The sequence below is a fragment of the Streptomyces sp. AJS327 genome (genome assembly GCF_013450295.1).
Classification (GTDB): Bacteria; Actinomycetota; Actinomycetes; order Streptomycetales; family Streptomycetaceae; genus Streptomyces.
This window is the reverse complement of sequence record NZ_SKBR01000004.1, coordinates 162997-189052: the sequence shown is the minus strand read 5'-3', so window position 1 is coordinate 189052 and position 26056 is coordinate 162997. Positions and strand designations below refer to the sequence as shown.

General features: G+C 72.2%; 19 protein-coding genes and 3 tRNA genes. 12 read left to right on the top strand and 10 right to left on the bottom strand.

The window, feature by feature from the left end; translation table 11 throughout:
* Positions 1 to 236: 236 nt before the first annotated feature.
* Positions 237 to 4685, top strand: a complete 4449-nt coding sequence (hrpA, locus tag E0L36_RS22680) for an ATP-dependent RNA helicase HrpA (protein WP_374705577.1) — start codon at positions 237 to 239, stop codon at positions 4683 to 4685.
* Between the two features lie 79 nt (positions 4686 to 4764).
* Positions 4765 to 4839, top strand: a tRNA-Asp gene (locus E0L36_RS22675).
* Between the two features lie 1320 nt (positions 4840 to 6159).
* Here the strand turns inward: E0L36_RS22675 and bldC are convergent.
* Positions 6160 to 6366: a developmental transcriptional regulator BldC gene (bldC, locus tag E0L36_RS22670; protein WP_003949541.1), complete on the bottom strand. Its 207-nt coding sequence runs from the start codon at positions 6364 to 6366 to the stop codon at positions 6160 to 6162.
* A 479-nt stretch (positions 6367 to 6845) separates the two neighbouring features.
* On the bottom strand, positions 6846 to 7721 hold the full coding sequence (locus tag E0L36_RS22665; RefSeq protein WP_180931156.1) for a hypothetical protein: 876 nt from the start codon (positions 7719 to 7721) through the stop codon (positions 6846 to 6848).
* A 229-nt stretch (positions 7722 to 7950) separates the two neighbouring features.
* Here E0L36_RS22665 and E0L36_RS22660 point away from each other — a divergent pair, with 229 nt between their 5' ends.
* Together E0L36_RS22660 and E0L36_RS22655 are read left to right on the top strand one after the other, a co-directional pair.
* Positions 7951 to 9120 carry a Leu/Phe/Val dehydrogenase gene (locus E0L36_RS22660; RefSeq protein ID WP_374705588.1) on the top strand — a complete coding sequence of 390 codons (1170 nt, stop codon included), beginning with the start codon at positions 7951 to 7953 and terminating at the stop codon, positions 9118 to 9120.
* 467 nt (positions 9121 to 9587) lie between these two features.
* Positions 9588 to 9848 carry a DUF3073 domain-containing protein gene (locus E0L36_RS22655; protein ID WP_180931155.1) on the top strand — a complete coding sequence of 87 codons (261 nt, stop codon included), beginning with the start codon at positions 9588 to 9590 and terminating at the stop codon, positions 9846 to 9848.
* Between the two features lie 194 nt (positions 9849 to 10042).
* Here the strand turns inward: E0L36_RS22655 and E0L36_RS22650 are convergent, their stop codons facing one another.
* From E0L36_RS22650 to E0L36_RS22635, 4 genes are all read right to left on the bottom strand, one after another.
* Positions 10043 to 10612, bottom strand: coding sequence for a hypothetical protein (locus tag E0L36_RS22650; protein WP_180931154.1), 570 nt, complete (start codon positions 10610 to 10612; stop codon positions 10043 to 10045).
* 188 nt (positions 10613 to 10800) lie between these two features.
* Positions 10801 to 11937 carry a phosphoribosylformylglycinamidine cyclo-ligase gene (purM, locus tag E0L36_RS22645; protein WP_180931153.1) on the bottom strand — a complete coding sequence of 379 codons (1137 nt, stop codon included), beginning with the start codon at positions 11935 to 11937 and terminating at the stop codon, positions 10801 to 10803.
* Between the two features lie 246 nt (positions 11938 to 12183).
* Positions 12184 to 13767, bottom strand: coding sequence for an amidophosphoribosyltransferase (purF, locus tag E0L36_RS22640; protein ID WP_180931152.1), 1584 nt, complete (start codon positions 13765 to 13767; stop codon positions 12184 to 12186).
* Positions 13768 to 13904: 137 nt separating this feature from the next.
* Complete coding sequence (locus tag E0L36_RS22635; RefSeq protein WP_180931151.1) at positions 13905 to 14717, bottom strand: maleylpyruvate isomerase family mycothiol-dependent enzyme; 813 nt, start codon at positions 14715 to 14717, stop codon at positions 13905 to 13907.
* Between the two features lie 157 nt (positions 14718 to 14874).
* Between E0L36_RS22635 and E0L36_RS22630 the strand changes: the two genes are divergently transcribed.
* A complete protein-coding gene (locus E0L36_RS22630) occupies positions 14875 to 15396 on the top strand; it encodes a PH domain-containing protein (RefSeq protein ID WP_258016479.1) in 522 nt (173 codons plus the stop codon).
* A 114-nt stretch (positions 15397 to 15510) separates the two neighbouring features.
* Here E0L36_RS22630 and purL read toward each other — a convergent pair whose 3' ends face one another.
* Genes purL through purS form a run of 3 tightly spaced genes read right to left on the bottom strand, consistent with a single transcriptional unit; the run spans position 15511 to position 18769 of the window.
* Positions 15511 to 17769 (bottom strand): phosphoribosylformylglycinamidine synthase subunit PurL, encoded by a 2259-nt coding sequence (purL, locus tag E0L36_RS22625; RefSeq protein WP_180931150.1) that lies wholly within the window; start codon positions 17767 to 17769, stop codon positions 15511 to 15513.
* Positions 17766 to 18443: a phosphoribosylformylglycinamidine synthase subunit PurQ gene (gene purQ / locus E0L36_RS22620; RefSeq protein ID WP_180931149.1), complete on the bottom strand. Its 678-nt coding sequence runs from the start codon at positions 18441 to 18443 to the stop codon at positions 17766 to 17768. The genes purL and purQ overlap by 4 nt, the downstream gene beginning before the upstream one ends.
* Positions 18440 to 18769 carry a phosphoribosylformylglycinamidine synthase subunit PurS gene (gene purS, locus E0L36_RS22615; RefSeq protein ID WP_180931148.1) on the bottom strand — a complete coding sequence of 110 codons (330 nt, stop codon included), beginning with the start codon at positions 18767 to 18769 and terminating at the stop codon, positions 18440 to 18442. The genes purQ and purS overlap by 4 nt, the downstream gene beginning before the upstream one ends.
* 310 nt (positions 18770 to 19079) lie before the next feature.
* Between purS and E0L36_RS22610 the strand changes: the two genes are divergently transcribed.
* The 7 genes from E0L36_RS22610 to E0L36_RS22580 all read left to right on the top strand — a co-directional run bounded on the left by E0L36_RS22610 (position 19080) and on the right by E0L36_RS22580 (position 24925).
* Positions 19080 to 19397, top strand: coding sequence for an Lsr2 family protein (locus E0L36_RS22610; protein WP_180931147.1), 318 nt, complete (start codon positions 19080 to 19082; stop codon positions 19395 to 19397).
* A 1101-nt stretch (positions 19398 to 20498) separates the two neighbouring features.
* A tRNA-Gly gene (locus E0L36_RS22605) sits at positions 20499 to 20573 on the top strand.
* 47 nt (positions 20574 to 20620) lie between these two features.
* A tRNA-Gly gene (locus E0L36_RS22600) sits at positions 20621 to 20693 on the top strand.
* Positions 20694 to 21070: 377 nt separating this feature from the next.
* Positions 21071 to 22021, top strand: coding sequence for an ABC transporter ATP-binding protein (locus E0L36_RS22595; RefSeq protein ID WP_180931146.1), 951 nt, complete (start codon positions 21071 to 21073; stop codon positions 22019 to 22021).
* Positions 22021 to 22791, top strand: a complete 771-nt coding sequence (locus E0L36_RS22590; RefSeq protein WP_180931145.1) for an ABC transporter permease — start codon at positions 22021 to 22023, stop codon at positions 22789 to 22791. Before E0L36_RS22595 ends, E0L36_RS22590 begins: the two co-directional genes overlap by 1 nt.
* A gap of 32 nt (positions 22792 to 22823) precedes the next feature.
* A complete protein-coding gene (locus E0L36_RS22585; protein WP_308416881.1) occupies positions 22824 to 24290 on the top strand; it encodes a histidine kinase in 1467 nt (488 codons plus the stop codon).
* Positions 24290 to 24925, top strand: coding sequence for a response regulator transcription factor (locus E0L36_RS22580; RefSeq protein WP_180931144.1), 636 nt, complete (start codon positions 24290 to 24292; stop codon positions 24923 to 24925). The genes E0L36_RS22585 and E0L36_RS22580 overlap by 1 nt, the downstream gene beginning before the upstream one ends.
* 396 nt (positions 24926 to 25321) lie before the next feature.
* Here E0L36_RS22580 and E0L36_RS22575 read toward each other — a convergent pair whose 3' ends face one another.
* Positions 25322 to 25783, bottom strand: a complete 462-nt coding sequence (locus E0L36_RS22575; protein ID WP_180931143.1) for a helix-turn-helix domain-containing protein — start codon at positions 25781 to 25783, stop codon at positions 25322 to 25324.
* Between the last annotated feature and the right edge of the window lie 273 nt (positions 25784 to 26056).

Genomic DNA, 26056 nt, shown 5'->3' with positions numbered 1-26056 from the left:
GGAGGGCCGGGGAGCGGCGGTCGCGGGAGGGCGTTGAGGAAGGGCGCTGAGGGAGGTTGGTGGACGGCTGGGGAGCGGACCGGGCGACGGGTCAGGGAGGAGGGCCGGGGCGGGCGCCAGGGCGGGCCGGGCGGTGGGAAACGGGGGTTGCGCTGGGACTGGAGGAGGGCGGGGCCGGGGTCCCGCCGGTCAATTGGTTCGCCAGTCCGTTCCCCGAGGTGCGATCCTGGATGGGTATGTCTGCTTCCATGTCGACCGTCCGCGCCCTCCAGGAGCGCCTGCCGCGACTGATGCTCCGGGACGAGCACCAGTTGGGCCGGCGACTCGACGGCGCACGCAAGATCCGCGAGCCCGAAGCCCGAGCCGCCGTGCTCGCCGAGATCTCGGCGGCGATGGACGAGTCCGAGCTGCGGGTGGAGAGCCGCCAGGTGGCGCTGCCCACCATCACCTATCCGGAACAGCTGCCGGTCAGCCAGAAGAAGGACGAGATCCTCCGGGCGATCCGCGATCACCAGGTGGTGATCGTCGCGGGCGAGACGGGTTCCGGGAAGACCACGCAGATCCCGAAGATCTGCCTGGAGCTGGGGCGCGGGATCCGGGGCGTGATCGGTCACACGCAGCCGCGCCGTATCGCGGCGCGCACGGTGGCCGAGCGGGTGGCCGAGGAGCTGGGCAGCGCCCTGGGCGAGACCGTGGGCTGGAAGGTCCGCTTCACCGACCAGGTGAAGGACCACACCATGGTCAAGCTGATGACGGACGGCATCCTGCTCGCCGAGGTCCAGCAGGACCGCGAGCTGCGGCAGTACGACACCCTCATCATCGACGAGGCGCACGAGCGCAGCCTCAACATCGACTTCCTGCTGGGGTATCTGGCGCAGCTGCTGCCCAGACGCCCGGACCTCAAGATCGTCATCACCTCCGCGACCATCGATCCGGAGCGCTTCTCCCGGCACTTCGGGGCGCATGTCGCGACCGCCGCGGTGCGCGGGGCCGAGGGGCCCCGGCACGCGGGCCGGGGTGGGCGGCGCGGCCGCGGCGGACGGCGGCCGGACGACGCCGGGCCGGAGACGGCGGACGGACGCGAGGCCCCAGGGCCGGGGACGGCCGGGCCGGAGACGGCGGACGGGCCGGGCCGGGAGGCGGCGCCGGGGTCCGCGGGGTTCTCGGGCCCGGGGGCGGTCCCGGAGCAGCGGGACGGAGCGGAGCCGGGGGCGCGCGAGGCGGAGGGCGCCTCGCCGTTCGCGCCGATCATCGAGGTGAGCGGGCGGACGTATCCGGTGGAGGTGCGCTACCGGCCGCTGGTGGAGGTCACGGAGGAGCCGGAAGGCCCGGAGGGTTCCGGGTCGCGGAAGGGCGAACGCGACCGGGATCAGACGACGGCGATCTGCGAGGCGGTGGAGGAGCTGCGCGCGGAGGGGCCGGGGGACATCCTCGTCTTCCTCTCCGGTGAGCGGGAGATCCGGGACACCGAGGACGCGCTTCAGAAACAACTGTCCCGCGCCGGGGGGGCGTTGGCGCAGGAGACGGAGATCCTCCCGCTCTACGCCCGGCTCTCGCACTCCGAGCAGCACCGGGTGTTCCAGCGGCACAGCGGGCGCCGTGTCGTCCTGGCGACCAACGTCGCCGAGACCTCGCTCACCGTGCCCGGCATCAAGTACGTCATCGACCCCGGCACCGCGCGGATCTCCCGGTACAGCCACCGGACGAAGGTGCAGCGGCTGCCGATCGAGGCGATCAGCCAGGCCAGCGCCAACCAGCGGAAGGGCCGGTGCGGGCGCACCTCGGACGGTGTCTGCGTCCGGCTGTACTCCGAGGACGACTTCCTGTCCCGCCCGGAGTTCACCGATCCGGAGATCCTGCGCACCAACCTGGCGTCGGTCATCCTCCAGATGACGGCGGCGGGGCTGGGGGAGGTCGAACGGTTCCCGTTCATCGATCCGCCGGACCCGCGCAGCGTCAAGGCGGGCGTCCAACTGCTGGAGGAACTGCATGCGTTGGAGGCGCCGCGCAAGGGCGTCAAGGGTGGGCAGCGGCTGACGAAGTCGGGCCGACGGCTGGCGCAGCTCCCGGTCGACCCCCGGCTGGCCCGGATGGTGCTGGAGGCGGACGAACTCGGCTGCGCGCGCGAGGTGATGGTCATCGTCGCGGCGCTGTCCATCCAGGACCCGCGAGAGCGTCCAGCCGACAAGCAGCAGCAGGCGGACGAGCACCACGCCCGCTTCGCGGACGAGAGCGGCGACTTCCTCTCGTTCCTCAACCTGTGGCGCTATGTCCGGGAGCAGCAACGGGAGTTGTCCTCCTCCGCGTTCCGCCGGATGTGCCGCTCGGAGTTCCTGAACTATCTGCGGATACGTGAGTGGCAGGACATTTTCGCCCAACTGCGCCAGGTGGCACGGACGATGGGGATCCGGCCGAGTGAGCAGGAGGCGACTCCGGACGCGATCCACCAGGCCCTGCTGTCCGGCCTGTTGTCCCATGTGGGGCTGAAGGACGGCGAGAAGAACGAGTATCTGGGGGCGCGCGGCTCGAAGTTCGCCATCTTCCCCGGTTCGGCGTTGTTCAGGCGCCCCCCGCGCTGGGTGATGTCGGCCGAGCTGGTGGAGACCTCGCGGCTGTGGGCGCGGGTGAACGCGCGGGTCGAGCCGGAGTGGGTCGAGCGGCTGGCGCGGCACCTGGTGAAGCGGGTCTACAGCGAGCCGCACTGGGAGCAGAAGCAGGCCGCGGTGATGGCGTACGAGCGGGTGACGCTGTACGGCGTGCCGATCGTGGCCCAGCGCAAGGTCAACTACGGCCGGATCGACGCGGAGACCAGCCGGGACCTGTTCATCCGGCACGCGCTGGTGGAGGGTGACTGGCGCACGCACCACGCCTTCTTCAGCGACAACCGGAAGTTGCTCGACGAGGTCGAGGACCTCGAACACCGCGCCCGCCGCCGCGACATCATGGTCGACGACGAGGCGCTCTACGACTTCTACGACCAGCGCATCCCCGAACACATCGTCTCCGGCGCGCACTTCGACGCCTGGTGGAAGAACCAGCGGCGCACCGAACCGGAGTTGCTCACCTTCTCCCCGGAGATGCTGGTCAACGAGCGGGCGGGAGAGGTCAGCAAGGAGGACTACCCGGACGTCTGGCGGCAGAACGGCCTGACGCTGCGGGTGACCTACCAGTTCGAGCCGGGTACGGACGCGGACGGCGTCACGGTGCACGTCCCGCTCCAGGTGCTGAACCAGGTCTCGGCGCGGGGCTTCGACTGGCAGATTCCGGGGCTGCGCGCGGACCTGGTGACGGAGTTGATCAGGTCGCTTCCCAAGCCGGTCCGGCGGCACTACGTGCCGGCCCCCGACGTCGCCCAGCGATTCCTGAGAGTGGTCTCCGAGGGCGGTGAGGTCCCGTCGGACGAGCCGCTGACCACCGTCCTCGCACGGGAGTTGCGCCGGATGGTGGGCGTGCCGGTGGCCGCGTCGGACTTCGACCTCGCGAAGGTGCCGGACCACCTCAAGGTGACCTTCCGGGTGACGGACGAGCGGCGTCCGCCCCGGGGAGGCGGCAAGCAGGACGCCAACGGCGGTCGCGGCGCCGGGAGTTCACAGACCGCCCAGGGGCCGCGCGCCGCGCGGGACGTCGAGGGCAAGGACGTCGAGGAGCTACAGCTCCGGCTCAAGTCCCATACGCAGCAGGCGATTTCGCAGGCGTTCGACTCGGCGGAGCGGTCCCGGGCGCGGGCGGCCGCGCGCGCCGCGGAGAAGGGCGCACAGCCCCGTCCGGGCGCGCCCGAGGAGGCGACGGCCGCCTCCCCCACCCAGCGGACCGGGCTCACCTCCTGGACGCTCGGCTCGCTGCCGCGCGCCTTCGAGTCCCGTTCGGCCGGGGGACAGCCGGTCCGCGCGTATCCGGCGCTGGTGGACGAGGGCACCTCGGTCGCCGTGCGGCTCTTCGACACCGAGGAGGAGCAGCGGCGGGCGATGTGGCCGGGCACCCGGCGGCTGATCCTGCTGAACCTCCCGTCGGATCCCGCGAAGTTCGCGCAGTCGAAGCTGAGCAACGTGGAGAAGCTGGCGCTCTCCCGGTCGCCGCACGGCAGCGTGCAGGCGCTGTTCGAGGACTGTGTCGCGGCCTCCGCCGACCGGCTGATCGCCGCGCACGGCGGCCCGGCGTGGGACGAGGAGGCGTTCCGCAAGCTCTTCGAGGCGGTCCGGGCCGATCTGGTGGACGCCACCGTGAAGACGGTCCACCGGGTGCGGGAGGTGATGGCGGCCTGGCACTCCTGCGAGGACCGACTGCGGTCCCTCGGCAGCCCGGTGCTGGCGGAGTCGGTGGCCGACGTGCGGCGGCAGCTGTCCGAGCTGATCTGCCCGGGGTTCGTCACCGCGCACGGCGTGGCGCGGCTGCCGGACCTGCTGCGCTACCTGGTCGCCGCCGACCGCAGGCTCCAGCAACTGCCGCACCAGGCCGAGCGCGACCGCACCCGGATGGCGAAGGTCCTGGAGATGCGCGACGAGTACCTGTGGCTGCTGGAGCAGTTCCCGCCGGGGCGTCCGGTGCCGAAGGCGGCGCGGGACATCCGCTGGATGGTGGAGGAGCTGCGGGTCAGCTACTTCGCGCACGCCCTGGGTACCGCGTATCCGATCTCCGACAAGCGCATCAGGAAGGCGGTCGACGCGGCGGCTCCCGCCGGGGCGTGACCGGCCGGACGCGCAGCGTGAGTTCGCTCTCACCGTCTGACCTGCTGTAGAGTCTCGTCTCGCGCCGAGCGCGCAGCGAGGTCCTGTGGAGCAGTTTGGAGTGCTCGCCACCCTGTCAAGGTGGAGGCCGCGGGTTCAAATCCCGTCAGGACCGCAGTGATTCGGAAGCGCCCGTTCCCCCCTGGGGAACGGGCGCTTCCACGTGCGGACTCCCCTTCTCCCGACTCCGCTCCCCGCCCGGGCAGCCGCCCCGCCCCTCGAACCGCCCCCGACACCGGGGCCGTCGACTCTCGACGCCCCGGCGGGCGGTTCCCGTCCGTCCCGGCGGGCGGCTCCGCCCGCCCGACGAGCGGCGGGCGGTCGGCGCCCGCCCTCGGGCCGTTCACGCGCGCCTCGCATCACGCACGCCGCCGCTCCCCCCGTCCCGTCCCCTCCCCCCGGTCCACCCCGCGCCCTCCGCCCGCGCGCCGGGGGTGACGGGAGCACTCCCGGGGGCGCACGGCGGACACGCGGCCATCACCGCGACCGGGACGGCGGAAACAGAAGGGGCGCGGGCGGCGCAGGAGGAAGGAGAGAGGAAAGCGAACCCGTCCGGCCCGTGCGGGTACGGGCCACCGGCCGGTGGGTACTCCTCTCCCGAGCCCCCACCAAGCCCGAAGGCCCCAGGGGCCGTTCAGCGGCACCGCCGCGCGAGCACGAGGAGGAGGCGACCGCGATGACGACGGACCCCACGCCGCCGGGGCGGCACGGGACGCGGACGCCGCCGCGGACCCGCCCTCCCGTTATCTCCCGGCACCGACATGTGAGGCGGCACTGCCCGGAGCACGCCCGGCCGCCAGGGCGGGCGGTACCCGCGGGCGCGCCCTGGACACCCGAGGCCCGGCGTCCGGCGCGGGGGTGACGCGGGGCGCGCCACCGGAGCCCGAAGTGAGGCCGCGCGCATATTCAAGAGGCGGTGGGGAAGGGCGAGTTGGACGTCGCCCGGGGGACGGCGGGACCAGCCCACCGGGGCGCCACTACCGCATGACGGGCACGCACAACAAGAGTACGGAGACGTGACGGGTGTCACGAAAATCCCCCACGAAGCAGGCGATCTCAACCCGGCGCCACACCTCATCAATTTAATATGTGCCATTGCACTACCGTCCGACGAAGCGCACCACCCCCCGGCGACTCCCCCCGGCGCGACGCCGCGCGTCCCCAACTCGCGTCATTCACACGGCACTCGGTGCCGTCCGACGGCATCCCCGACGCCGTCCGCGCGGCCCACCCCACCCGCGCCCGCACCTCGGACACGGCCCTCCGCCCACCCGGCTGACCGGCCCCGGGGCACAAAAAACCGCGCTGGACCCGGCGGAGTCCAGCGCGATTGACGTCCAAGCACTGATTGGGGCAGTGACCCGACGTGTGGTGCGGGGTGGCGATTACCCGGCGTGGGGACCGTCAATCGCCCGTTCTGCGGTGTTGCGCCTGATCAAGCCTCGCTGCGCTGCTGCGGAATCCCCGCGAGCAGTGCACGTACCTCCGCCTCGCGGTAACGACGGTGCCCGCCGAGCGTGCGGATGGACGTAAGCTTGCCCGCCTTTGCCCAGCGCGTGACCGTCTTGGGGTCCACACGGAACATCGTGGCGACCTCAGCCGGGGTCAACAGCGGCTCGGCATCAGGGGTGCGAGCGGTCATGAGCGGCCTCCTCGGGAGAACCGAACCATCACGGTTCTTTCCTCTAAATTCTGCACCTTGACCCGCGTTGCCCGAAATGGCGCACGCGGGTCGAGTCGGTTATAGGACGAACGGCTTGTCCTCGGCACTACAACTACACCATCTGTCCAGCCACAGCGGCCAAACCGATGGAATTGCCCTCTCAGGTGTTCAACCTCGACGGATCCTGATGGACCGTGTCATAGCGGACAGTTACCCCGCCGTAACGATCAGTCACACACGAAGCAGAGGCCATCAGTCCCACCAAGGAGGGCAATACCGATGTTTCCACCCTTACTCGGACGGAAGGAGTTCTGTGCGAACTCCTTGTCCTATTTTGACACGAGGAGTAGCCGTGGGAGCAAGACCCAGGTACGTGCTATCCATCACGCTTGAGGCAATAGCCCGGTTCGGGACATAGGTCCCCCTCGTCCCGCAACGTCCCTGAGGTGTTCCCCCGGTCAGCTGGCGAACTGAAGCTCGCGCACCGTCGCCCAGCGGTCGGTCAGCCGCTCGTACGCCGCGCCGGCTCGTTCGCCGTCACCCTCCCTGAGCGCCGCGATGCCCTCCGCGACGTCGGCCGCCGAGTGGTCCTCGGCCAGCCGCTTCTCGGGGATCGCGTGCACCAGGCCGCCGTAGTCCAGTTCGACGAGCGAGCGCGGATGGAACTCCTCCAGCCAGCGCCCCACATCTACCAGGCCGTCGACGAGCGGCCCCTCCTCCAACTCCTCGCGGAGCACCTTCAGACCACGAGCGAGGCGGCGCCTCGCCTGCACCATCGGCGTCCGGTAGCGGAGGACGAACTGCTGACGGCTCTCCTCACCCGATTCCGTCTTCGCAAACTCCTTCTCCTCACCGGAAAAGAGAACGAACCACCGGACGGGCACATGCCACAGCGCCGTGCGGATCCAGGGCCGCGCCTCCGGGTTGCGGCGCAGCCACCGTTCGTAGTCGACCGCCGCCTGGCGGCGCACCACCGGCGGCAGCGCGGCGTCCAGCACCGCGGGCGGCAGCTCCAGCTCCCGCTCTCCGGCGGCCTGGCTGAGCGCGGCCATGGACTGCCAGCCCCGCAGCCGGGTCCGCCAGGGGCAGACGCAGGTCACGCCGTCGACCTCGGCGACGAACGCGTCCGCGCTCTCCCGGACCGGCACTGCCTCCGGCGGCACCGGCAGCAGGGCGGCGAGCGATCTGCCGATCTCCTCCTGCGCGCTGGGCAGGTCCTCGCGCTTGGCGTACCGCACCCAGTGCGCGCGCTCGGGCTCGGGGAACGCGGCCAGCGGCTCGTACACCCGCAGATAGGCCGCGTACGGGGCAGCGACCGACGCCTTCTGAGCCAACGTGCATCCTCCACTGATCGATGCCGGTTCACGGGCCCTCGGACCGGCGCCCGCAGACAGTTGACTACCTCGATCGTGGCACCGCAACGATGCCTCGGGCCGCAGGTCGTACGCTGCTGGGACGCCCCCGGAATCGCCAACTCGGGGGCCGCCAGGCCCTCCTCACCCACGGAGGGCGTCCTTCGCGACTTCAGGAGTCACCACCGTGACTGACGTACGTCCTTCCCCGGTGCCCCGGGCGCCCGGCGAATCCCTGACGGTCCACGGTTCGCACGGCACCCACGTCCTGCGGACCCTCTTCCACTCCGACCAGGGCGGCCACGAGCAACTCGTCCTGTGCCAGGAGCGCGAGAGCGGCTTCCGGGCCGTGATCGCCATCCACTCGACCGCGCTCGGCCCCGCGCTGGGCGGCACCCGCTTCCACGCCTACGAGGACGCGGCCGCCCGCGGGCAGGACCCGGAGGAGGCCGCCGCGCTGGACGCGCTGAACCTCGCCCGCGGGATGTCGTACAAGAACGCGCTCGCCGGACTGGACCACGGCGGCGGCAAGGGCGTGATCATCGGCGACCCGGAGACCCAGAAGAGCGAGGAGCTGCTGCTCGCCTACGGCCGGGCCGTCCGGGCGCTCAACGGGCGGTACGTCACCGCCTGCGACGTCGGCACCTACGTCGAGGACATGGACGTGGTCGCGCGCGAGTGCCGCTGGACCACCGGGCGCAGCCCGGAGGCGGGCGGCGCGGGCGACTCCTCGGTGCTCACCGCCTACGGCGTCTTCCAGGGCATGCGGGCCAGCGCGGAGCAGCTGTGGGACAAGCCCACGCTGCACGGCCGCACCGTCGGGATCGCGGGCGTCGGGAAGGTCGGCCGTCACCTGGTCGGCCACCTCCTGGCCGACGGGGCGCGGGTCGTGATCACCGACGTGCGCGCGGAGTCGGTGCGGCGGGTGCGCGAGGAGCACCCCGAGGTGACGGTCGTCGAGAGCACCGACGCGCTGATCCGCCGTCCCGATCTCGACGTGTACGCGCCCTGCGCGCTCGGCGGGGCGCTGGACGACGAGACGGTGCCGGTGCTCACCGCCCGGGCCGTCTGCGGGGCGGCCAACAACCAGCTGGCGCACGCCGGGGTGGAGAAGGCGCTCGCCGACCGGGACGTGCTCTACGCGCCGGACTACGTGGTCAACTCCGGGGGTGTGATCCAGGTCGCGGACGAGCTGCACGGCTTCAACTTCGAGCGTGCGAAAGCGAAGGCAGCAAAGATCTTCGACACCACAACGGAGATCTTCCAGCGCGCCCGGCGGGACGGCGTCCCGCCGCTGGCCGCCGCCGACCGGCTCGCGGAGCAGCGGATGGCCGAGGGCCCGGGGATGCCATCCGGACCGGGCGCCCCCACGCTCGGCTGACCCCGCACGGCGGCGAATCCCGGGGGCGGGCCGGGGCAGACACCACTCCGCCCCGGCCCGCTCCCGTCACCCCCGTTCCGTCACCCCGGCGTCGCCCCGGGCCCTTCCGCGCCGGGGTCGCTGTCCGGTTCCGTTCGGGCGCGGTGGCCGTGCGCGGGGCCCGGCTCCCGGCCGCCTCCGGGGTCCCCCCGGCGCGCGGACGGCCCGCCGCCCACGAGAGGCTTCTCACTACCCTGGGCGGGTCGATCTCTTAAGAGTCGGTAAAAGCCGTGTTGACCTGCGGGAACAGGGGGTCTCCAGGGGCGTGGGAGGCCGGGTGCGGGATGGGCGACGTACCGTACGGACGGATAAGAAGGTACCGTTGAGGCCCTGTGAGCCGGTCTTCTCCTTCGAGAGAGCGGCTCTGAATGATGAACGCGTGTCAAGACTCTGGGACCAGGGTGTCCCGTCGTTGAGGGGGTCGAGCCATGGGGCGCGGCCGGGCCAAAGCCAAGCAGGCGAAAGTCGCCCGTCAGCTGAAGTACAACAGCGGCGGTGGGACGGATCTCGCACGGCTGGCGGAGGAGCTGGGCGCATCGACATCGAACCAGTCGCCAAAGGGTGATCGATTCGAGGACGATGAGCTGGACAACGACCCGTACGCACGGTACGCGGAACTGTACGACAACCAGGACGAGGGCGACGATCACCCGTCTTCCTCGCCGCACTCGCGCCAGTCCGGCGCCTGACGTACACGCCACTGATCCCGGTTCGGCGGCCACCGCCGGACCGGGATCTTGGTATGTCCGGGATCTCGGAATGTCCGGGGCCTCCGCCAGCGCGTCGGGGAGCGCCACCGTCCGGTGGCCCGGTGCCCGGGGCGGCTCGACGGACGGGGGACCCGGCGTACGAGCGGGGCGGCCGGACGGGGTGAACGGGCGGTTCAGCGGTCCAGGTTGTCCCGCAGTGAGCTGAGCGCCTCCTCCGGGACGAACTCCCGCATCCACGCCAGGAAGCGCGGTCCGTACTCCGCGCGGGCGCGCGCCAGGACCGCTTCCGCCGTGTCGGGTGCGGGCCTCCCGAACGTCCGCTCCGGCCAGGCGAGGTACTCGGGACGGCGGTGGCCGCGCTCCGCCTCCCCGGCTGCGGGTGGGGGCTCCTCGGCGGGTGGGGCGAGCAGCGGGAACAGCTCCAGCACCCCGCTCGCGACCACGTCCAGCTCGCCCTCGGAGCCGAAGAGGACGACGGGGAGGGTGGCGAGGTCGCTGCGGTCATCGCAGCGCCACAGGGCGTAGAAGGAGCCGGAACCCGTCGCGGGTGCGAACGGAACGAGCCGGTCGAGATAGCGGGCCAACTCCGGGCGCCCCGTGGGGTCCACGGCCAGCCAGGCGACGAGACCGGCGTCCGGCCGGTTGTACTCGTACAGCTCGCAGGCGTCGGCGAAGCCGCCACCGATCCCGTCTCCGGACTCGCTGAGCGGGTTCAGCTCCCCCAGGGGTGAGTAGCCGTCCATGGTTCCTCCGCGCACCGGACCGATCGGCGATCAGGAGAGGGAGCGTACTGCCTGCCTCTGACAGCCGGCGTCCCCGAACGCCGGGCCCGGGGCGCGGTGGGGGCACGCCTCCGGAGGTCCGGGGCGGCGCCGGGGGCCAGGCGCCGGACAGGGCCGGGCGAGCCGGTGTCAGGGCCGGGCGTGCTCGCTCAGAGTCGCGCGTAGTCGCCGGTGAGGCGCACGGATCCGGCGCCGGTCGTGCCGGAGTCACCGGACGCCTCGGCGGCCTCCGTCACCGAACCCGCGACCCAGGCGTCCACGCCGCGCTCGGTCAGCGTGGCCAGCGCGGTGTCCACCGACTCCGGGGGCAGTACGGCGGCCATGCCGACGCCCATGTTCAGCGTCCGCTCCAGCTCCGCCCGCTCCACGCCCCCGCCCGCGCCGCGGATCAGGTCGAACACCGGCCGGGGGGCCCAGGTCGACCGGTCCACCCGGGCGGTGAGGTGCGACGGGATGATCCGCGCCAGGTTGGCGGCGAGGCCACCGCCGGTGACGTGCGAGTAGGCGTGCACCTCGGTGGCGCGGGCCAGCGCCAGGCAGTCCAGCGCGTAGATCTTGGTGGGCTCCAGCAGTTCCTCGCCGAGCGTCCGCCCGAACTCCTCGACGTGCCGGTCCGGTTCCAGCCCCGCGCGGTCCAGCAGCACGTGCCGGACCAGGGAGTACCCGTTCGAGTGCAGTCCGGAGGAGGCCATGGCCACCACCACGTCGCCCGCGCGGACGCGCTCGGCGCCGAGCACCGCGTCGGCCTCCACCACGCCCGTCCCGGCCCCGGCGACGTCGTACTCGTCCGGGCCGAGCAGCCCGGGGTGCTCGGCGGTCTCGCCGCCCACCAGGGCGCAGCCCGCCAGGACGCAGCCCTCCGCGATCCCCTTGACGATCTGCGCGACGCGCTCCGGCACCACCTTGCCGACGCAGATGTAGTCGGTCATGAACAGCGGCTCGGCCCCGCACACCACGAGGTCGTCGACGACCATGGCGACCAGGTCGAGGCCGATGGTGTCGTGGATGTCGAGCCGCTGCGCGAGGGCGACCTTGGTGCCCACGCCGTCGGTGGCCGAGGCGAGCAGCGGACGCTCGTACCGCTTGAGCGCGCTGGCGTCGAAGAGGCCCGCGAAGCCACCGAGCGAACCGACCGACTCCGGGCGCTGTGCCCGGCCCACCCACTCCCGCATCAGCTGGACCGCGAGGTCCCCCGCGGCGATGTCCACTCCCGCCGCCTTGTACGAGACGGCCTCCGCGGACTCGGCGGGCGCTCCCCCACCGGACGTTCCGACACGCTCACTCATCGCTGGCACTCTCCGACATGCTGGGCTCTCCCAGACGGCTCGGGGCTCCGGGAGGAGCCGACGAAAGCCCCGGACGCCGGTGGCCGGGGAGGCTCTGCTGGTGACGGTACGCCGCCCCGCCGCCCGCGGCAGGGCGTCCCGGACGTCGCTGGCCGGGACGGGTGAAGGCGGCCCCGGCCCGGGCGGACGGGTGGGGCCCGGCGGACGGCGCGGGGCGTGCCGGGGTGACGCCGTGGCGTGCCACGGCTAGGGGCGGCGCAGCGCGTCAGCCGCGCCGCCGCCCGTGGTCAGGGTCTCGACCCCGTCCACGTCGGTCTTGCTGCCGTGCCCGTTGCCGCGGGCGGCGTCCGCCACCTCGGCCTCCAGCAGGTGCTTGCCCAGCAGCTCCGGATCGGGCAGGTCCATCGGGTACTCCCCGTCGAAACAGGCCCGGCAGAGCTGGGACTTGGGGATCGTGGTGGCCTCGATCATGCTGTCCGTCGAGATGTACGCCAGCGAGTCGGCGCCGAGCGAGGTGCCGATCTCCTCGACGGTCAGGCCGTTGCCGATGAGTTCCGCGCGGGTGGCGAAGTCGATACCGAAGAAGCAGGGCCACTTGATCGGCGGCGAGCTGATGCGGACGTGCACCTCCGCCGCGCCCGCCTCGCGGAGCATCCGCACGAGGGCGCGCTGGGTGTTGCCCCGCACGATGGAGTCGTCCACCACGACCAGCCGCTTGCCCCGGATCACCTCGCGGAGCGGGTTGAGCTTGAGGCGGATGCCGAGCTGCCGGATGGTCTGCGAGGGCTGGATGAAGGTCCGGCCGACGTAGCTGTTCTTGACCAGCCCGCTGCCGTAGGGGATGCCGCTGGCCTCGGCGTACCCGACGGCGGCGGGGGTGCCGGACTCGGGGGTGGCGATCACCAGGTCCGCCTCGGCCGGGGCCTCGGCGGCCAGCCGCCGCCCCATCTCGACCCGCGAGAGGTAGACGTTCCGCCCCGCGATGTCGGTGTCCGGACGGGCGAGGTAGACGTACTCGAAGACGCAGCCACGCGGCCGGGCCTCCGCGAAGCGGGTACTGCGCAGGCCGTCCTCGTCGATCGCGAGGAACTCGCCCGGCTCCACCTCACGGATGAAGCTGGCGCCGACGATGTCCAGTGCGGAGGTCTCGCTGGCCACCACCCAGCCGCGCTCCAGCCGCCCCAGCACCAGCGGGCGGATGCCCTGCGGGTCGCGGGCCGCGTAGAGGGTGCGCTCGTCCATGAAGGCGCAGGAGTACGCGCCCTGGAGCCAGGGCAGCACGCGCGGGGCGGCCTGCTCGACGGTGAGTGGGCCGCCGTCCTCGTCGGTCTGCCCCGCGAGCAGGGCGGTGATCAGGTCGGTGTCGTTGGTCGCCGCGACGTGCGTGGGGCGGCCCGCGGAGAGCGCGGACTGCGCGGCCACCCGCTCGGCCAGCTCGGCCGTGTTGACCAGGTTGCCGTTGTGGCCCAGCGCGATCGAGCCGTGCGCGGTCGCCCGGAAGGTGGGCTGCGCGTTCTCCCACACCGAGGCACCGGTGGTGGAGTAGCGGGCGTGGCCGATCGCGATGTGGCCGCGCAGCGAGCCGAGGGAGGTCTCGTCGAACACCTGGGAGACCAGGCCCATGTCCTTGAAGACCAGGATCTGCGAGCCGTTGCTCACCGCGATCCCGGCGGACTCCTGGCCCCGGTGCTGGAGGGCGTAGAGCCCGAAGTAGGTCAGTTTGGCGACCTCCTCCCCCGGCGCCCAGACCCCGAAGACGCCGCAGGCGTCCTGGGGGCCCTTCTCGCCGGGGAGAAGGTCATGATTCAGTCGTCCATCACCACGGGGCACGTCGTCGAGTCTAGGCCAGGGGCGCAGTACAGCCGAACCCGGTGGATTTGTTCGGTTTACCCCCGTGTCTCCCCCGGACGAGTGAGCGGCCCGGGTGCGTCCGGCGGACGGCGCGGGACGGCGGAGGGCGGCGGCGGTCAGCCGAGGACGGGCAGGTGGCCGCCGAGGTCGGCGCGCTCGCCGCTGGCGGTGAGCCGCCCGGTCGCCAGCGCGGCGGCCCAGTCCGTACGGCCGGTGGCCAGCCGGATCCAGGTGATCGCGTCGGCCTCCACCACGTTGGGCGGGGTGCCGCGGGTGTGACGGGGGCCCTCGACGCACTGGGTGACGGCGAAGGGCGGCACCCGCAGCTCGACGGAGCGGCCCGGCGCCTTCGCCGCCAGCGCGTCCACCAGCAGCCGGACGGTCGAGGCCAGGGCCTGCCGGTTCAGCCGGACCGGGGTGCCGGTCGCCCGGGTGAGATCGTCGCTGTGCACCACCAGCTCGACGAGTCGGGTGACGGTGAAGTCCAGCACCCGCATCGCGCCCCCGGGGTGCGGGACGAGCACGTCCTCGCGGACGGCGGCCTCCAGGACCGGCTCCAGGTCGGCGATGGCCGCCTCGATCCGGGCGACGCCGTCCGGGCTCCCGGCGGCCTCGGAGCGGGCCTGGTCGTCCAGCTCCGCGGCGGCGCCCGCGGTGGCCCACGCCCAGGAGGCGAGGCTGACCTCGGGCTTCGCCACCCGGGGCGCGGGGGCACCCAGCATGCGCGGCACCGCGTCGATCTGGAGGGCGATGTGCACCAGCAGGGCGTGCACGTCCCACCCCGGCAGCCCGGAGGGCAACGCCCGCTGTTCCGGGGTGAGTTGGCGCGCGCCCTCGGCTACGGCCTCAAGCTGGCCGATAAGCGCCTTGCGCACCATGGCGGGGTCGTAGGTGCGGGACTCCCGAGCTCTTCTGTTGGCGGGCGGCATGAATGCGACATTACAGGGACGGAGTGGGCCCCGGAGGGGCCAGCGGGCGGTCGGCCGGGGCGGCGCCGGGGCCCGCGCACGCTCGGTGGCGCGTGTGCGGCGGTGGGTGTGACCGGGGGGAGGACCCCGGTCGAGGCGCTGTGCCAGGATGCGCCTCATGTCACTTGCGGAGCGCTACCTCGCGGACGACGAACAGCTCGTGTACGTCACCAGACAGCACTGGACGGAAATGGTCAGCGAGTTCATCGCGCTCTCGCTCGTCTGGCTGGTGGCCGGGGCGCTGATCTGGGGACTTCCGACCGAGGAGAGCTGGGGCAGCATCGGCATCCTGATCGTCCTGGGACTGGCGCTGATCGCCACCGTCAAGTACTGGCTGATTCCGCTGCTCAAGTGGCGCAGCAAGCTCTACATCCTGACCACGAAGCGGATCTACAAGCGCAGTGGCTTCCTTACCAAGACCAGCCGCAGCATCCCGCTGGCCCGGGTGAACGACGTGGCGTTCAAGGCCACGCTGTGGGAGCGGATGATGCGGTACGGCACGCTCACCGTGCAGTCCGCCTCCGAGCAGGGCGCGATGACCATGCGCCACGTCCCCCAACCCGAGTGGTTCAAGGGCGAGATCAACCGCGCCGTGGACGAGGAGCGCGGACGGCAGTACGGCGGCGGCTACTACGGCTGACCCCCGCGCGGGGAACGCTCGCCGGCGCCCACCGGGGCCCGCCCCTCACCGGGGCGCCGCACCGCACGCGCCCGGTGGCCGCCCGGCGTCCGGGCTGCCACCGGGCGGCGCGCGTCAGCCGAACAGCGCGGGCAGCGTGCCCTCGACGGCGGACCGCAGCTCGTCCAGCGGCAGGCTGAACTGCCCCTGGAAGTCCAGCTCCTGGCCGTCCACCACGCCGATCCGCGCCGCGGGCAGGCCGCGCGCGGCGCACATCTCGGTGAAGCGGACCTCCTCGCTGCGCGGCACCGCGACCACCGCGCGCCCCTGCGACTCGGAGAAGAGCAGGGTGAACGGGTCGGCGCCGTCGGGCAGGACGATCCGGGCGCCGTTGCCGCCCCGCAGGCAGGACTCCACCAGCGTCTGGAGCAGCCCGCCCTCCGAGAGGTCGTGCGCGGCGTCCACCATGCCGTCGCGGGAGCCCGCGATCAGGATCTCCGCGAGCAGCCGCTCGCGCTCCAGGTCCACGGCGGGCGGGGTGCCGCCCAGGTGCCCGTGCGCCACCTGGGACCAGGCGGAACCGCCGAACTCCGCGCGGGTCTCGCCCAGGAGGTAGACCAGCTGGCCCGGTTCGGTGAAACCGATGGGCGTGCGCCGGGAGACGTCGTCGAGGACGCCCAACACGCCCACCACCGGCGTCGGATGGATGGCCGTCTCGCCGGTCTGGTTGTAGAGCGAGACGTTGCCGCCGGTCACCGGGGTACCCAACTCCCGGCAGGCGTCCGCGAGTCCACGGCACGCCTCGGCGAACTGCCACATCGCCGCCGGGTCCTCCGGGGAGCCGAAGTTGAGGCAGTCGGTGACGGCCAGGGGCCTGGCGCCGGTCGCGGCCACGTTCCGGTACGACTCGGCGAGCGCGAGCCGCGCCCCCTCGTACGGATCGAGCTTGGCGTAGCGGCCGTTGCCGTCGGTGGCGAGCGCCACGCCGAGCCCGGACCGCTCGTCGACGCGGATCACGCCGCCGTCCTCGGGCTGGGCCAGCACGGTGTTGCCGAGCACGTAGCGGTCGTACTGGTCGGTGATCCAGGAGGTGGACGCCTGGTTGGGCGCGGAGACCAACTCCAGTGCCGCCGCGCGCAGTTCGTCGCCGGTACGCGGCCGGGGCAGCGTCTCGGGGCTGTCTGCGCGCAGCGCGTCCTGCCACGTGGGGCGGGCGTAGGGGCGCTCGTAGACCGGGCCCTCGTGGGCGACGGTGCGCGGGTCGACGTCGACGATCCGCTCGCCGTGCCAGTAGATCTCCAGCCGGTCGCCGTCGGTGACCTCACCGATGACGGTCGCGGTGACGTCCCACTTCTCGCAGACGGCCAGGAACCGCTCGGCCTTGGCCGGTTCGACCACCGCGCACATCCGCTCCTGCGACTCGCTCATCAGGATCTCCTCGGGGGAGAGCGAGGAGTCACGCAGCGGCACGGTGTCCAGCTCGACGCGCATCCCGCCGGAGCCGTTCGAGGCGAGTTCGCTGGTGGCGCAGGACAGCCCGGCGGCGCCGAGGTCCTGGATGCCGGAGACCAGCCCCTCGGCGAACGCCTCCAGGGTGCACTCGATCAGCAGCTTCTCCTGGAAGGGGTCACCGACCTGCACGGAGGGGCGCTTGCTCGGCTTGTCCGAGTCGAAGCTCTCGGACGCCAGGATGGAGGCGCCGCCGATACCGTCCCCGCCGGTGCGGGCGCCGTAGAGGATGACCTTGTTGCCGGCGCCCGCCGCCTTGGCCAGGTGGATGTCCTCGTGCCGCATCACGCCCACACAGAGGGCGTTGACCAGCGGGTTGCCCTGGTAGCAGGGGTCGAAGACGGTCTCGCCGCCGATGTTGGGCAGCCCGAGGCAGTTGCCGTAGCCGCCGATGCCCGCGACCACACCCGGCAACACCCGCCGGGTGTCGGGGTGTTCGGCGGCACCGAAGCGCAGCGCGTCCAGCACGGCGACCGGGCGGGCACCCATCGCGACGATGTCCCGGACGATGCCGCCGACACCGGTCGCCGCTCCCTGGTAGGGCTCGACGTAGGACGGGTGGTTGTGCGACTCGATCTTGAAGGTGACGGCGTAGCCCTGGCCGACGTCCACCACCCCGGCCTGCTCCCCGATCCCGACCAGCAGGGCCTCGCTCTCCGGGGCCTTCTCCCCGAACTGCCGCAGGTGGACCTTGCTGCTCTTGTACGAGCAGTGCTCGGACCACATCACGGAGTACATGGCGAGTTCCGCGCCGGTGGGACGGCGGCCGAGGATCTCCCGGATCCGGGCGTACTCGTCCTCCTTCAGACCGAGTTCGGCCCAGGGCTGCCCGTCCTCCGGGGTGCGCTCGGCGTGGGCGACGGTGTCCAGGGGCGTGCGCGTCATGCGGTGACCAGCTTCTTCAGTACCGAGGTGAACAGGGACAGGCCGTCGGTCGTCGGCCCCGTCAACTCCTCGACGGCGTGCTCGGGATGGGGCATCAGACCGACGACGTTCCCGGCCTCGTTGGTGACGCCCGCGATGTCCCGGCGGGAGCCGTTGGGATTGCCGTCGAGGTACCGGAAGACCACGCGACCGGTCTCCTCCAGCTCGTCCAGGGTCCGCTCGTCGGCCACATAGCCGCCGTCGTTGTTTTTCAGCGGAACGGTGATCTCCTGGCCGGTACGGAAATCAGCGGTCCAGTCGGTGGCCGCGTTCTCGACACGCAGTCGCTGATCGCGGCAGACAAAACGGAGATGGTCGTTGCGGATCAACGCGCCGGGCAGCAGATGGGACTCGCAGAGCACCTGGAAGCCATTGCAGATCCCGAGTACCGGCATTCCCTCCCTGGCGTGCTCAAGCACGCTCGACATGACGGGTGAGAATCGCGCGATGGCTCCGCAGCGCAGATAGTCGCCGTACGAGAAACCACCGGGCAGCACCACCGCGTCCGCCTGCCGCAGGCTCTTGTCCCGGTGCCAGAGCGGTACCGCCTCCCCGCCCGCGAGCGAGACCGCGCGCCGCGCGTCCGCGTCGTCCAGCGAGCCCGGGAACGTGACGACGCCGATACGCGTGGTCACCGCGCCCCCTCCGTCCCGGAGTTCCCCGCCCCGGCGGCCGCCCCCGCGACGGGGTCGGTGGAGAGGACCTCCGCGCCCGCCGCGTCCAGCACCCGCACGGTGAAGTTCTCGATCACTCCGTTGGCGAGAAACGTCTCCGCCATCTCCTCAACTCGCGAGAGAGTCTCCCGATTCGGCGGTCCGTCCACCTCCAGCTCGAAGCGCTTGCCCTGACGGACGTCCAACACGCCCTGGTAGCCGAGGCGGGGTAGCGCGCGCTGCACCGCCTGTCCCTGCGGATCGAGGATCTCGGGCTTCGGCATGACTTCGACGACCACGCGAGTCACGGGTACTCCTTGTGCTTAGCGGGGAGCTTCGCCGTCAGCGTACCGGTCGCCAGAATCTACGCGGGTTGATATACAGACTGTCCGCACCCGGTCTCCGTCGGGCACTGGGAAAACGGCGCCGAAATAAGTAGGGTCCACATTGCGGGCGCAGGGAGCGGGCGGATTAAATCCGGTCCGCATTGCAATCAGTCCTGCCGCACAACCGAATAGAAACTGACCCCTATCACCGGATTCGCTCGTATCGAAGCTGGTCAGGAACCGCAAAGATCGGGTGAACCCACTCGCGATCCTGTAGGAAGGACCGATATCCGTGGCACAGCGCGTAGTGGTCACACTCTCCGACGACATCGACGGCGGGGAGGCGTCGGAAACGGTCATCTTCGGCCTGGACGGCCGGTCTTACGAGATCGACCTGAACGCCGACAACGCCAAGAAGCTGCGGGAGGAGCTGGGTCCGTACGTCCAGGCTGGCCGGAAACGCGCCAAGTCCGGCAAGGCGTTCCGGCGCACCTCGGTCGACCCCGACCCGCGCGCGGTACGCGCCTGGGCGGAGTCCAACGGCATGGAGGTGCCCGCTCGCGGACGCATCCCGAAGAAGGTCTACGACGCCTTCAACGCCGCTCGTTGATCCCACGCGCCGCCGACCGCCGGAGGAGTGGGGCCCGTTGGGCCTCCGCGTCTCACCCCTGGGCCACCCGGACCCACGGGCCGCCGGGGCGCGCCCCCACCGCACCCTCCGCGAGCGCCGGACATCCCGCGTGCGCCCGGAGTCCCGCCGGGACCATCACATCCCGCGCACGGTGACGGCGGCGAGGGTATCCGGAATCGCGCCGCCCGGAATCCGGTGACCACCGGCAGCGGCGGACACCGTGCGGGCCGCGCCCCCCGGCCCACCCGACGGCCGCCGCGCCCCCTCCGGACCGCGCGTCCGGCGCCTCGGTCTCCGTCCGATCTCCCTCCGGTCCCCGTCCGGTCTCCCCCGGGTCGCCGTCCGGCACCCTTCGGTCGCCGCGCGGTCCCGGCCGGTCCGGTGGGTGCGCCGTCTCCCCGCGCGGCAGCTCCCCGCGTGACGGCGGTGGTTCCGGTGGATTCCGGCTGATCGCGCTGGGGGCCCCGGTGACCCTGGCGGTGCCGGCGGTCCGCCGCCGGTTCCTCTCAATCCGCGAACCGTCACCTCCGCGCACCGCCCGGTCGCCCCCGCTCACCGTCCGATCGCCCCCGATCCTCCCTGGCGCACCCCGAGTCCGCCGGTGCCGCCCCGATCCCGCCCTGCTGCCGTCCGCCACCGTTCCGCCAGGTTCCCGGCGGCGCTCCGGTCCGTCGGGCGCTTCCCGGCTTCCTCGGGCCGCCGCCCTCGCCCGGGGCGTCCCGGCCGGTTCCGGCGGTCCGGGGTGCGTCCGGTTCTCTCGTGGGCCGTGGCCGGGGGCGGTTCGGCTCCACCGTCGCCGGGTGTTCCGGCCGCGCCGCGCTCCCCGGCACCCCCGCGCGCGGCGCGTTACCGGAACGAGCCCCGCGCGGCCCCCGGTCACCGGGGCCGTCGCCGCCGGTGGCGAGGGGCCGGGACAGCACCGGGTCGCGCCGGGTCCGGAGGGGCGTACCCGGGGGCGTTCGGCGGCGAACCGGAGCCCGGAGTCCGTCCGTCGTCCCGGACTTGCACAGCACCCCGGGTGATCGGCTAGAGTCAGGCACACGCCGCGAGGGAAACCGAACGGAAAACCTCACGGAGCGCGCGGGTGTAGCTCAGTAGTAGAGCGCCCCCTTTCCAAGGGGGAGGCGCAGTGTGCGATTCCTGTCACCCGCTCCACTGGTCAGGCAGCCCCACCGAGTGCGGTAGGGTTGCCGAGTCAGCAGGCGGACGTAGCTCAGTTGGTAGAGCGCAACCTTGCCAAGGTTGAGGTCGCGAGTTCGAGCCTCGTCGTCCGCTCTGGTACAGAGGGTCCGGTCCTTCGGGATCGGGCCCTCTGTCGTGCGTCAGCCACGTCCGCCCCGACCGCCCCTCCCCGGGCGGGCGCCGCCCGGCTCCGCCCCACGAGACCGCCGGGCGCGGGTCCCATGGCTCCGGGCGCGCGCGGAGGCCCTCACGCGGACCACCGCCCGGGGTCCGCCAGGGATACACCGGCGGCGTCCTCCGGTGCGAGGTCCGCCGGCGTCCGTCCCGCCTCCGGTCAGTGCGGCCCGTCGGCTGTCCGGCGGCGCGTTCCCGCCGCTTTCCCGCCTCTGACCTGCGGATCTGACATTTGTCACGGGAGCCGATGACACCTCGCACTGCCCGCGGCCCGGTTTCCCCGGAATGCTGAAGGCATGGATTTCGCAGGAGAACGAGTGATCGACGTGCGCGGGCTGAGGCGACGCTACGGTCCGCAGGGTAAGGGCGGTTTCGAAGCCGTCCGTGGACTGGACTTCTCCGTTCGCCGCGGTGAGCTGTTCGCTCTCCTGGGCACGAACGGGGCCGGGAAGACCTCGACGGTGGAACTGCTGGAGGGGCTGGACAAGCCGTCCGACGGCACCGTGCAGGTACTGGGGCTCGACCCGTACCGGCAGCGTCGGCGGGTGCGCCCGCGGATCGGGATGATGCTCCAGGAAGGCGGCTTCCCCTCCGAACTGACCGTCCAGGAGACGGCTCGGATGTGGGGCGGCTGCACCACCGGCGCGATGCCGATCGGCCAGGCGCTGGAGTTCGTGGGGCTGAACCACCGGGTGGACGTGCGGGTCAAGCAGCTGTCCGGCGGCGAACGGCGCCGACTGGACCTGGCGCTCGCGGTGGTCGGACGGCCGGAGGTGCTGTTCCTGGACGAGCCGACCACCGGCATGGACGCCGAGGCCCGGCACACGACGCAGGAACTGGTCCGCCAGCTCCAGGCGCAGGGCACCACGGTGCTGCTCACCACCCACTACCTGGAGGAGGCGGAGCAGCTCGCCGACCGGCTGGCGATCATGCGCGAGGGGCAGATCGTCGCCACCGGAACACCGGCCGAGGTGACCGCGGCCCAGCCGTCCCGTATCCGGTTCACGCTGCCGGAGGGCATGGAGAAGTGGCAGCTGCCCGCCTCGCTCGGCGCCCACGGGCAGGGCCGCGAGGTGGAGATCAGCACCACGGACCTCCAGCGGGACCTCACCGAGCTGATGGTGTGGGCCCGGCAGTGGGGGGCCGAACTGGACGGGCTGGACGCCCGTACCGCCTCGCTGGAGGAGGCGTTCCTGAACATCGCCCGGCACCAGCCGGACCAGGGCCTGATGGGGGTGGCCGCATAATGTCCGCGACAACGATCTCCACTCGGTTGACCTCGCTGGGGCGCGCCGAGTTCTCACTGCTGCTGCGCAACCGCACGGCGATGTTCACCGCGCTCGCGGTGCCGGTGGGCACCGTCGTCTCGTCCAACTCGTTCATGTCGAACGGCCTGACCAGCAAGTCGGCGCTGAACGTGGGGCAGATGACGCTCTCGGCCGGTATCGGCATGGTGCTGATCATGATCATCTACAGCACGCTGGTCGCCTCGTACGTCACCCGGCGCGAGGAGAAGGTTCTCAAGCGGCTGCGCACCGGGGAGTGCTCGGACTGGGAGATCCTGCTGAGCACCGCGCTGCCGGTGATCGCCCTCGGGCTCGCGCAGCTGGCGCTGCTGATCGTCGGGATCTCGGTGTTCATGGACGTGGCCGCGCCCCAGCGTCCCGATCTGCTGGCCGTCGGCGTGCTGCTGGGCATCGCGCTGATGGTGCTGCTCGCCGGGGTCACCGCCGTGATCAGCAAGACGGTGGAGAGTTCCCAGGTCACGGTGATGCCGCTGATGCTGGTGTCGATGTTCACCTCCGGCATGATCATTCCGCTGGACGCGATGCCGGACACCGCTGCCCGGATCTGCCAGTCGCTGCCGCTCACCCCGGCCATCCAGCTCGCGCAGGGCGGCCTCCAGGGTGGAATGCCCGGCACCGAGGTGCTGACCGCGCTGGGCTCCGCGCTGGCCTGGACGGCGCTGGCGGTGTTTGCTGTACGACGGTGGTTCCGCTGGGAACCCCGCCACTGATCGACGAACGAGCACGCAAGGAGCGGCGGACGGTGTCACCACGGGTGCTGACGGCCTGGTGGGCGGAGCGAAGCGATCCCGCCCGGATCGAGCTGTACACCCGGTGCACCTTCTACTTCTTCGCCGCCATCGGCAGCCTCGCCACCAGCGTCATCGCCCTGTCCGAGGGGTCCCGTCCCGTGGGGATCCTGGTGACGGGGCTTTCGCTGTGCCACGCCGCGCTGGTCGGCTTCGCCTGCGCCCAGGCGCTGGACTGGGCGCTGGGGACCCGGCCCCGGCCGACCCGGCCGCTGTCCGCCGTCGCCGCGGTGACCGGCCTCCACGCGGTGCTGGTCCTCAGCCTGATCGGGGCGGGCGCGCTGCCCTCCGACCGCGCGGGCGTCCTGACCGCCACCGTGCCGGTGGTCACCGGGCTGATGGCGCTCACCGTCAACCTGCGTCAGGTCCACCGGATTCTGACGCTCTGCTGCGGCACGGCGGCGGTCGGCGGCGGGCTCGCCCTCGCCGTCACCCAGGACCCCCGGCTGATGGTGCTGTTCAGCTGGACGGTGCTGACGGCCGGTGTCTCCATCGCCTTCACCAGCCGCTTCTCCACCTGGATGCTGGCGGTGGTGTGGGAGCTGGACGTGGCGCGGGACACCCAGGCGCGGCTGGCCGTCGCCGAGGAGCGGCTGCGCTTCTCCCGCGATCTGCACGACGTGCTCGGCAGGAACCTGTCGGTCGTCGCGCTCAAGAGCGAACTGGCCGTGCAGCTCGCCCAGCGCGGGCCGGAGGGCCAGCGGGCCGCGCTGGCGCAGATGACCGAGGTGCAGGAGATCGCCCGGGACTCGCAGCGCGAGGTACGGGAGGTGGTGCGCGGCTACCGCACCGCCGGGCTGGAGAACGAACTGGCGGGCGCGCGCGGGGTGCTGGTCTCGGCGGGCATCGACTGCGAGATCTCCGCCGAACCCGGGGCCGAGCTGCCGAAGCCGGTCCAGGCCGCGTTGGGCTGGGTGGTCCGCGAGGGGACGACGAACGTGCTGCGGCACGCGGACGCCTCCAACTGCGCCATCCGGCTGCGGACCGACGAGGAGACCCGCACCGCCCATCTGACCATCTCCAACAACGGGGTGACGGACGGCGTTCGGGGACGGCGGGACTCCGACCAGGGCGGCGGTTCCGGACTCGCCGGGCTGCGCGAGCGGCTGGCGGTGCTCGGCGGCAGTCTGCGCACCGAGACGCAGCCGGGCGGCGGCACCTTCCAGCTCCGCGCCGAGGTCCCGCTGGATGGCGCGGCGGACGCCCCCGGCACCGGTACGCGGCCCCGGACCCCCGGCGGAGACGACGCCGGACACCGGGAGATGGACGGCGGCGGAGACCCGGAGGACTCCGCCGAGGCGAGCGGAGAGCCGGGAGCGGGGAGCGGCGGGACGGCGGCGGAACCCGCCGCGCCGCCCGTGGGACGGCGGCCAGCGGAGGCCCGGAGTGGGGGAACCGAGCGGGAGAGCGGGGCGAGTTGATGAGCCAGGCGGAGGAACAGCCCCGACTGCGCGTGCTGTTGGCCGACGATGAGCATCTGATCCGGGGCGCGGTCGCGGCGTTGCTCGCGCTGGAACAGGACCTGGAGATCGTCGCGGAGGCCGCCTCCGGACCGGAGGCGCTGGCCATGGCGCGGACCCACCGGCCCGACGTGGCGGTGCTCGACCTCAACATGCCGGGCGCGGACGGGATCGAGGTGACCGCCGCGCTCCGTACCGAGGTGCCGGAGTGCACGGCGATGATCGTGACTGGGCACGGACGCCCCGGCAACCTCAAGCAGGCGCTGGCCTCCGGGGCCCGAGGGTTCCTGCCCAAGACGGTCTCCGCGCAGCGCCTGGCGGAGATCATCCGCGCGGTGCACGCCGGAACCCGGTATATCGACCCGGAGTTGGCGGCGGACGCCATCAGCGCCGGGGACTCCCCGCTGACCTCACGCGAGGTGGAACTGCTCGAACTCGCCGCGGACGGGGCCTCGGTGGCGGAGATCGCGCGGAACGCCTCCCTCGCACCGGGCACCGTGCGCAACTACCTCTCGTCCGCCGCCAGCAAGCTCGGCGCGGAGAACCGGCACACCGCCGCCCGCATCGCCCGCGAGCGCGGCTGGCTCTCCCTCTGAGGCCGTCAGCGGCACCGTTCCGAGGCCGCCGGTGGTTACCGCCGCTCGCCCCCGGAGCCGCCGTGCCGCTGACGTCGCCGCTGGACGAGCCGCGACCGGGCCTGGTCCGGCCCGACCCCGTCGAACGAGCCGTCAGACCAGGGGTGTTGGCCCTCAGTGGTGAGCGTCCCGTCGGCGTACGCGGTGGCGACGGCGCTTCGGCGTACGCGGGGCGGGGCGTACCCGGGTCGGGCGGGTCCCGGACGCACGGCGGCGAGCCCCGGCGCGGGCCGCCGCCGGGGCTCGTCCTCCTTGCCGAACAGGGGTGCTGGACAGGGAGGTTGGGCAGGGATGCTGGACAGGGAGGTGGGACGCGGGTCGGGCAGCGGGCCGAACTCCGGTCGCCCTACCGGGAGATCACCGATGGGCGGTCGCTTCGGACCGGGGCATCCGCTCCATGCGCTGCTGCGGCGTGGTCCGCCTTCCAACGTGTGTAGGTGCGCCGCGGGATGCCCAGGATTCCGCAGAACCTCGATACGGTGATCCCGGCGTCCGCTCTGATGGTTTCGAGGTCTGAAAAGGGACGGAACGGTACTCCCCACCCCTCCTGCGCACCCGGAGCTGCACGTACGCCTCTCCCAGCGCGGTCTTCAACTCCGCGATCTCCGAACGCAGTTCACGCTCACGCTTCGCGGTACGGGAGTCCCCGCCCTCCAGGCTCGCCCGGCCCCCCTCCAGGAACTGACGCTTCCAGTTCCCGACGGACTGCTCGGACACGTTGGCCTTGCGGGCGGCCTCGGCGATGGTGTGGTCGCCGCTGAGGACACTGAGAACAACCTTGAGCTTCTCGGCGGCTGGCATGGCGGGAGGGCGCGACATCAGGTCTTCTCCATTCGGTAGCGCTGGCGGAATACGCCGCTCGGTCAGAACGTCCTGCGAGATAACCGGGGGGACATTCCCAAGGGGTTCTCCCGGCAGGTCACTTCGTGTGCGTGGCGAACTCGCCGTCCTGCGAGACTCCGCGTGACCACCCCCGTGACCGGCCACGCTGTTCACTGAACTATCCCGTCGCGCTGTCGCGCGGTCTGCTGCTGTCGGTGATTCCCGGCAACGTCATGTCGTTTCCCTGTCCTGGTACGTCGGGCGCTTCCG

What these genes read in the sequence shown, in the direction of transcription:
- hrpA (WP_374705577.1), top strand. Translation starts at nt 237, where the DNA reads ATGTCTGCTTCCATGTCGACCGTCCGCGCCCTCCAGGAGCGCCTGCCG.
- bldC (WP_003949541.1), bottom strand. Translation starts at nt 6,366, where the DNA reads ATGACCGCTCGCACCCCTGATGCCGAGCCGCTGTTGACCCCGGCTGAG.
- E0L36_RS22655 (WP_180931155.1), top strand. Translation starts at nt 9,588, where the DNA reads ATGGGGCGCGGCCGGGCCAAAGCCAAGCAGGCGAAAGTCGCCCGTCAG.
- E0L36_RS22650 (WP_180931154.1), bottom strand. Translation starts at nt 10,612, where the DNA reads ATGGACGGCTACTCACCCCTGGGGGAGCTGAACCCGCTCAGCGAGTCC.
- purM (WP_180931153.1), bottom strand. Translation starts at nt 11,937, where the DNA reads ATGAGTGAGCGTGTCGGAACGTCCGGTGGGGGAGCGCCCGCCGAGTCC.
- E0L36_RS22635 (WP_180931151.1), bottom strand. Translation starts at nt 14,717, where the DNA reads ATGCCGCCCGCCAACAGAAGAGCTCGGGAGTCCCGCACCTACGACCCC.
- E0L36_RS22630 (WP_258016479.1), top strand. Translation starts at nt 14,875, where the DNA reads ATGTCACTTGCGGAGCGCTACCTCGCGGACGACGAACAGCTCGTGTAC.
- purL (WP_180931150.1), bottom strand. Translation starts at nt 17,769, where the DNA reads ATGACGCGCACGCCCCTGGACACCGTCGCCCACGCCGAGCGCACCCCG.
- E0L36_RS22595 (WP_180931146.1), top strand. Translation starts at nt 21,071, where the DNA reads ATGGATTTCGCAGGAGAACGAGTGATCGACGTGCGCGGGCTGAGGCGA.
- E0L36_RS22590 (WP_180931145.1), top strand. Translation starts at nt 22,021, where the DNA reads ATGTCCGCGACAACGATCTCCACTCGGTTGACCTCGCTGGGGCGCGCC.
- E0L36_RS22580 (WP_180931144.1), top strand. Translation starts at nt 24,290, where the DNA reads ATGAGCCAGGCGGAGGAACAGCCCCGACTGCGCGTGCTGTTGGCCGAC.
- E0L36_RS22575 (WP_180931143.1), bottom strand. Translation starts at nt 25,783, where the DNA reads ATGTCGCGCCCTCCCGCCATGCCAGCCGCCGAGAAGCTCAAGGTTGTT.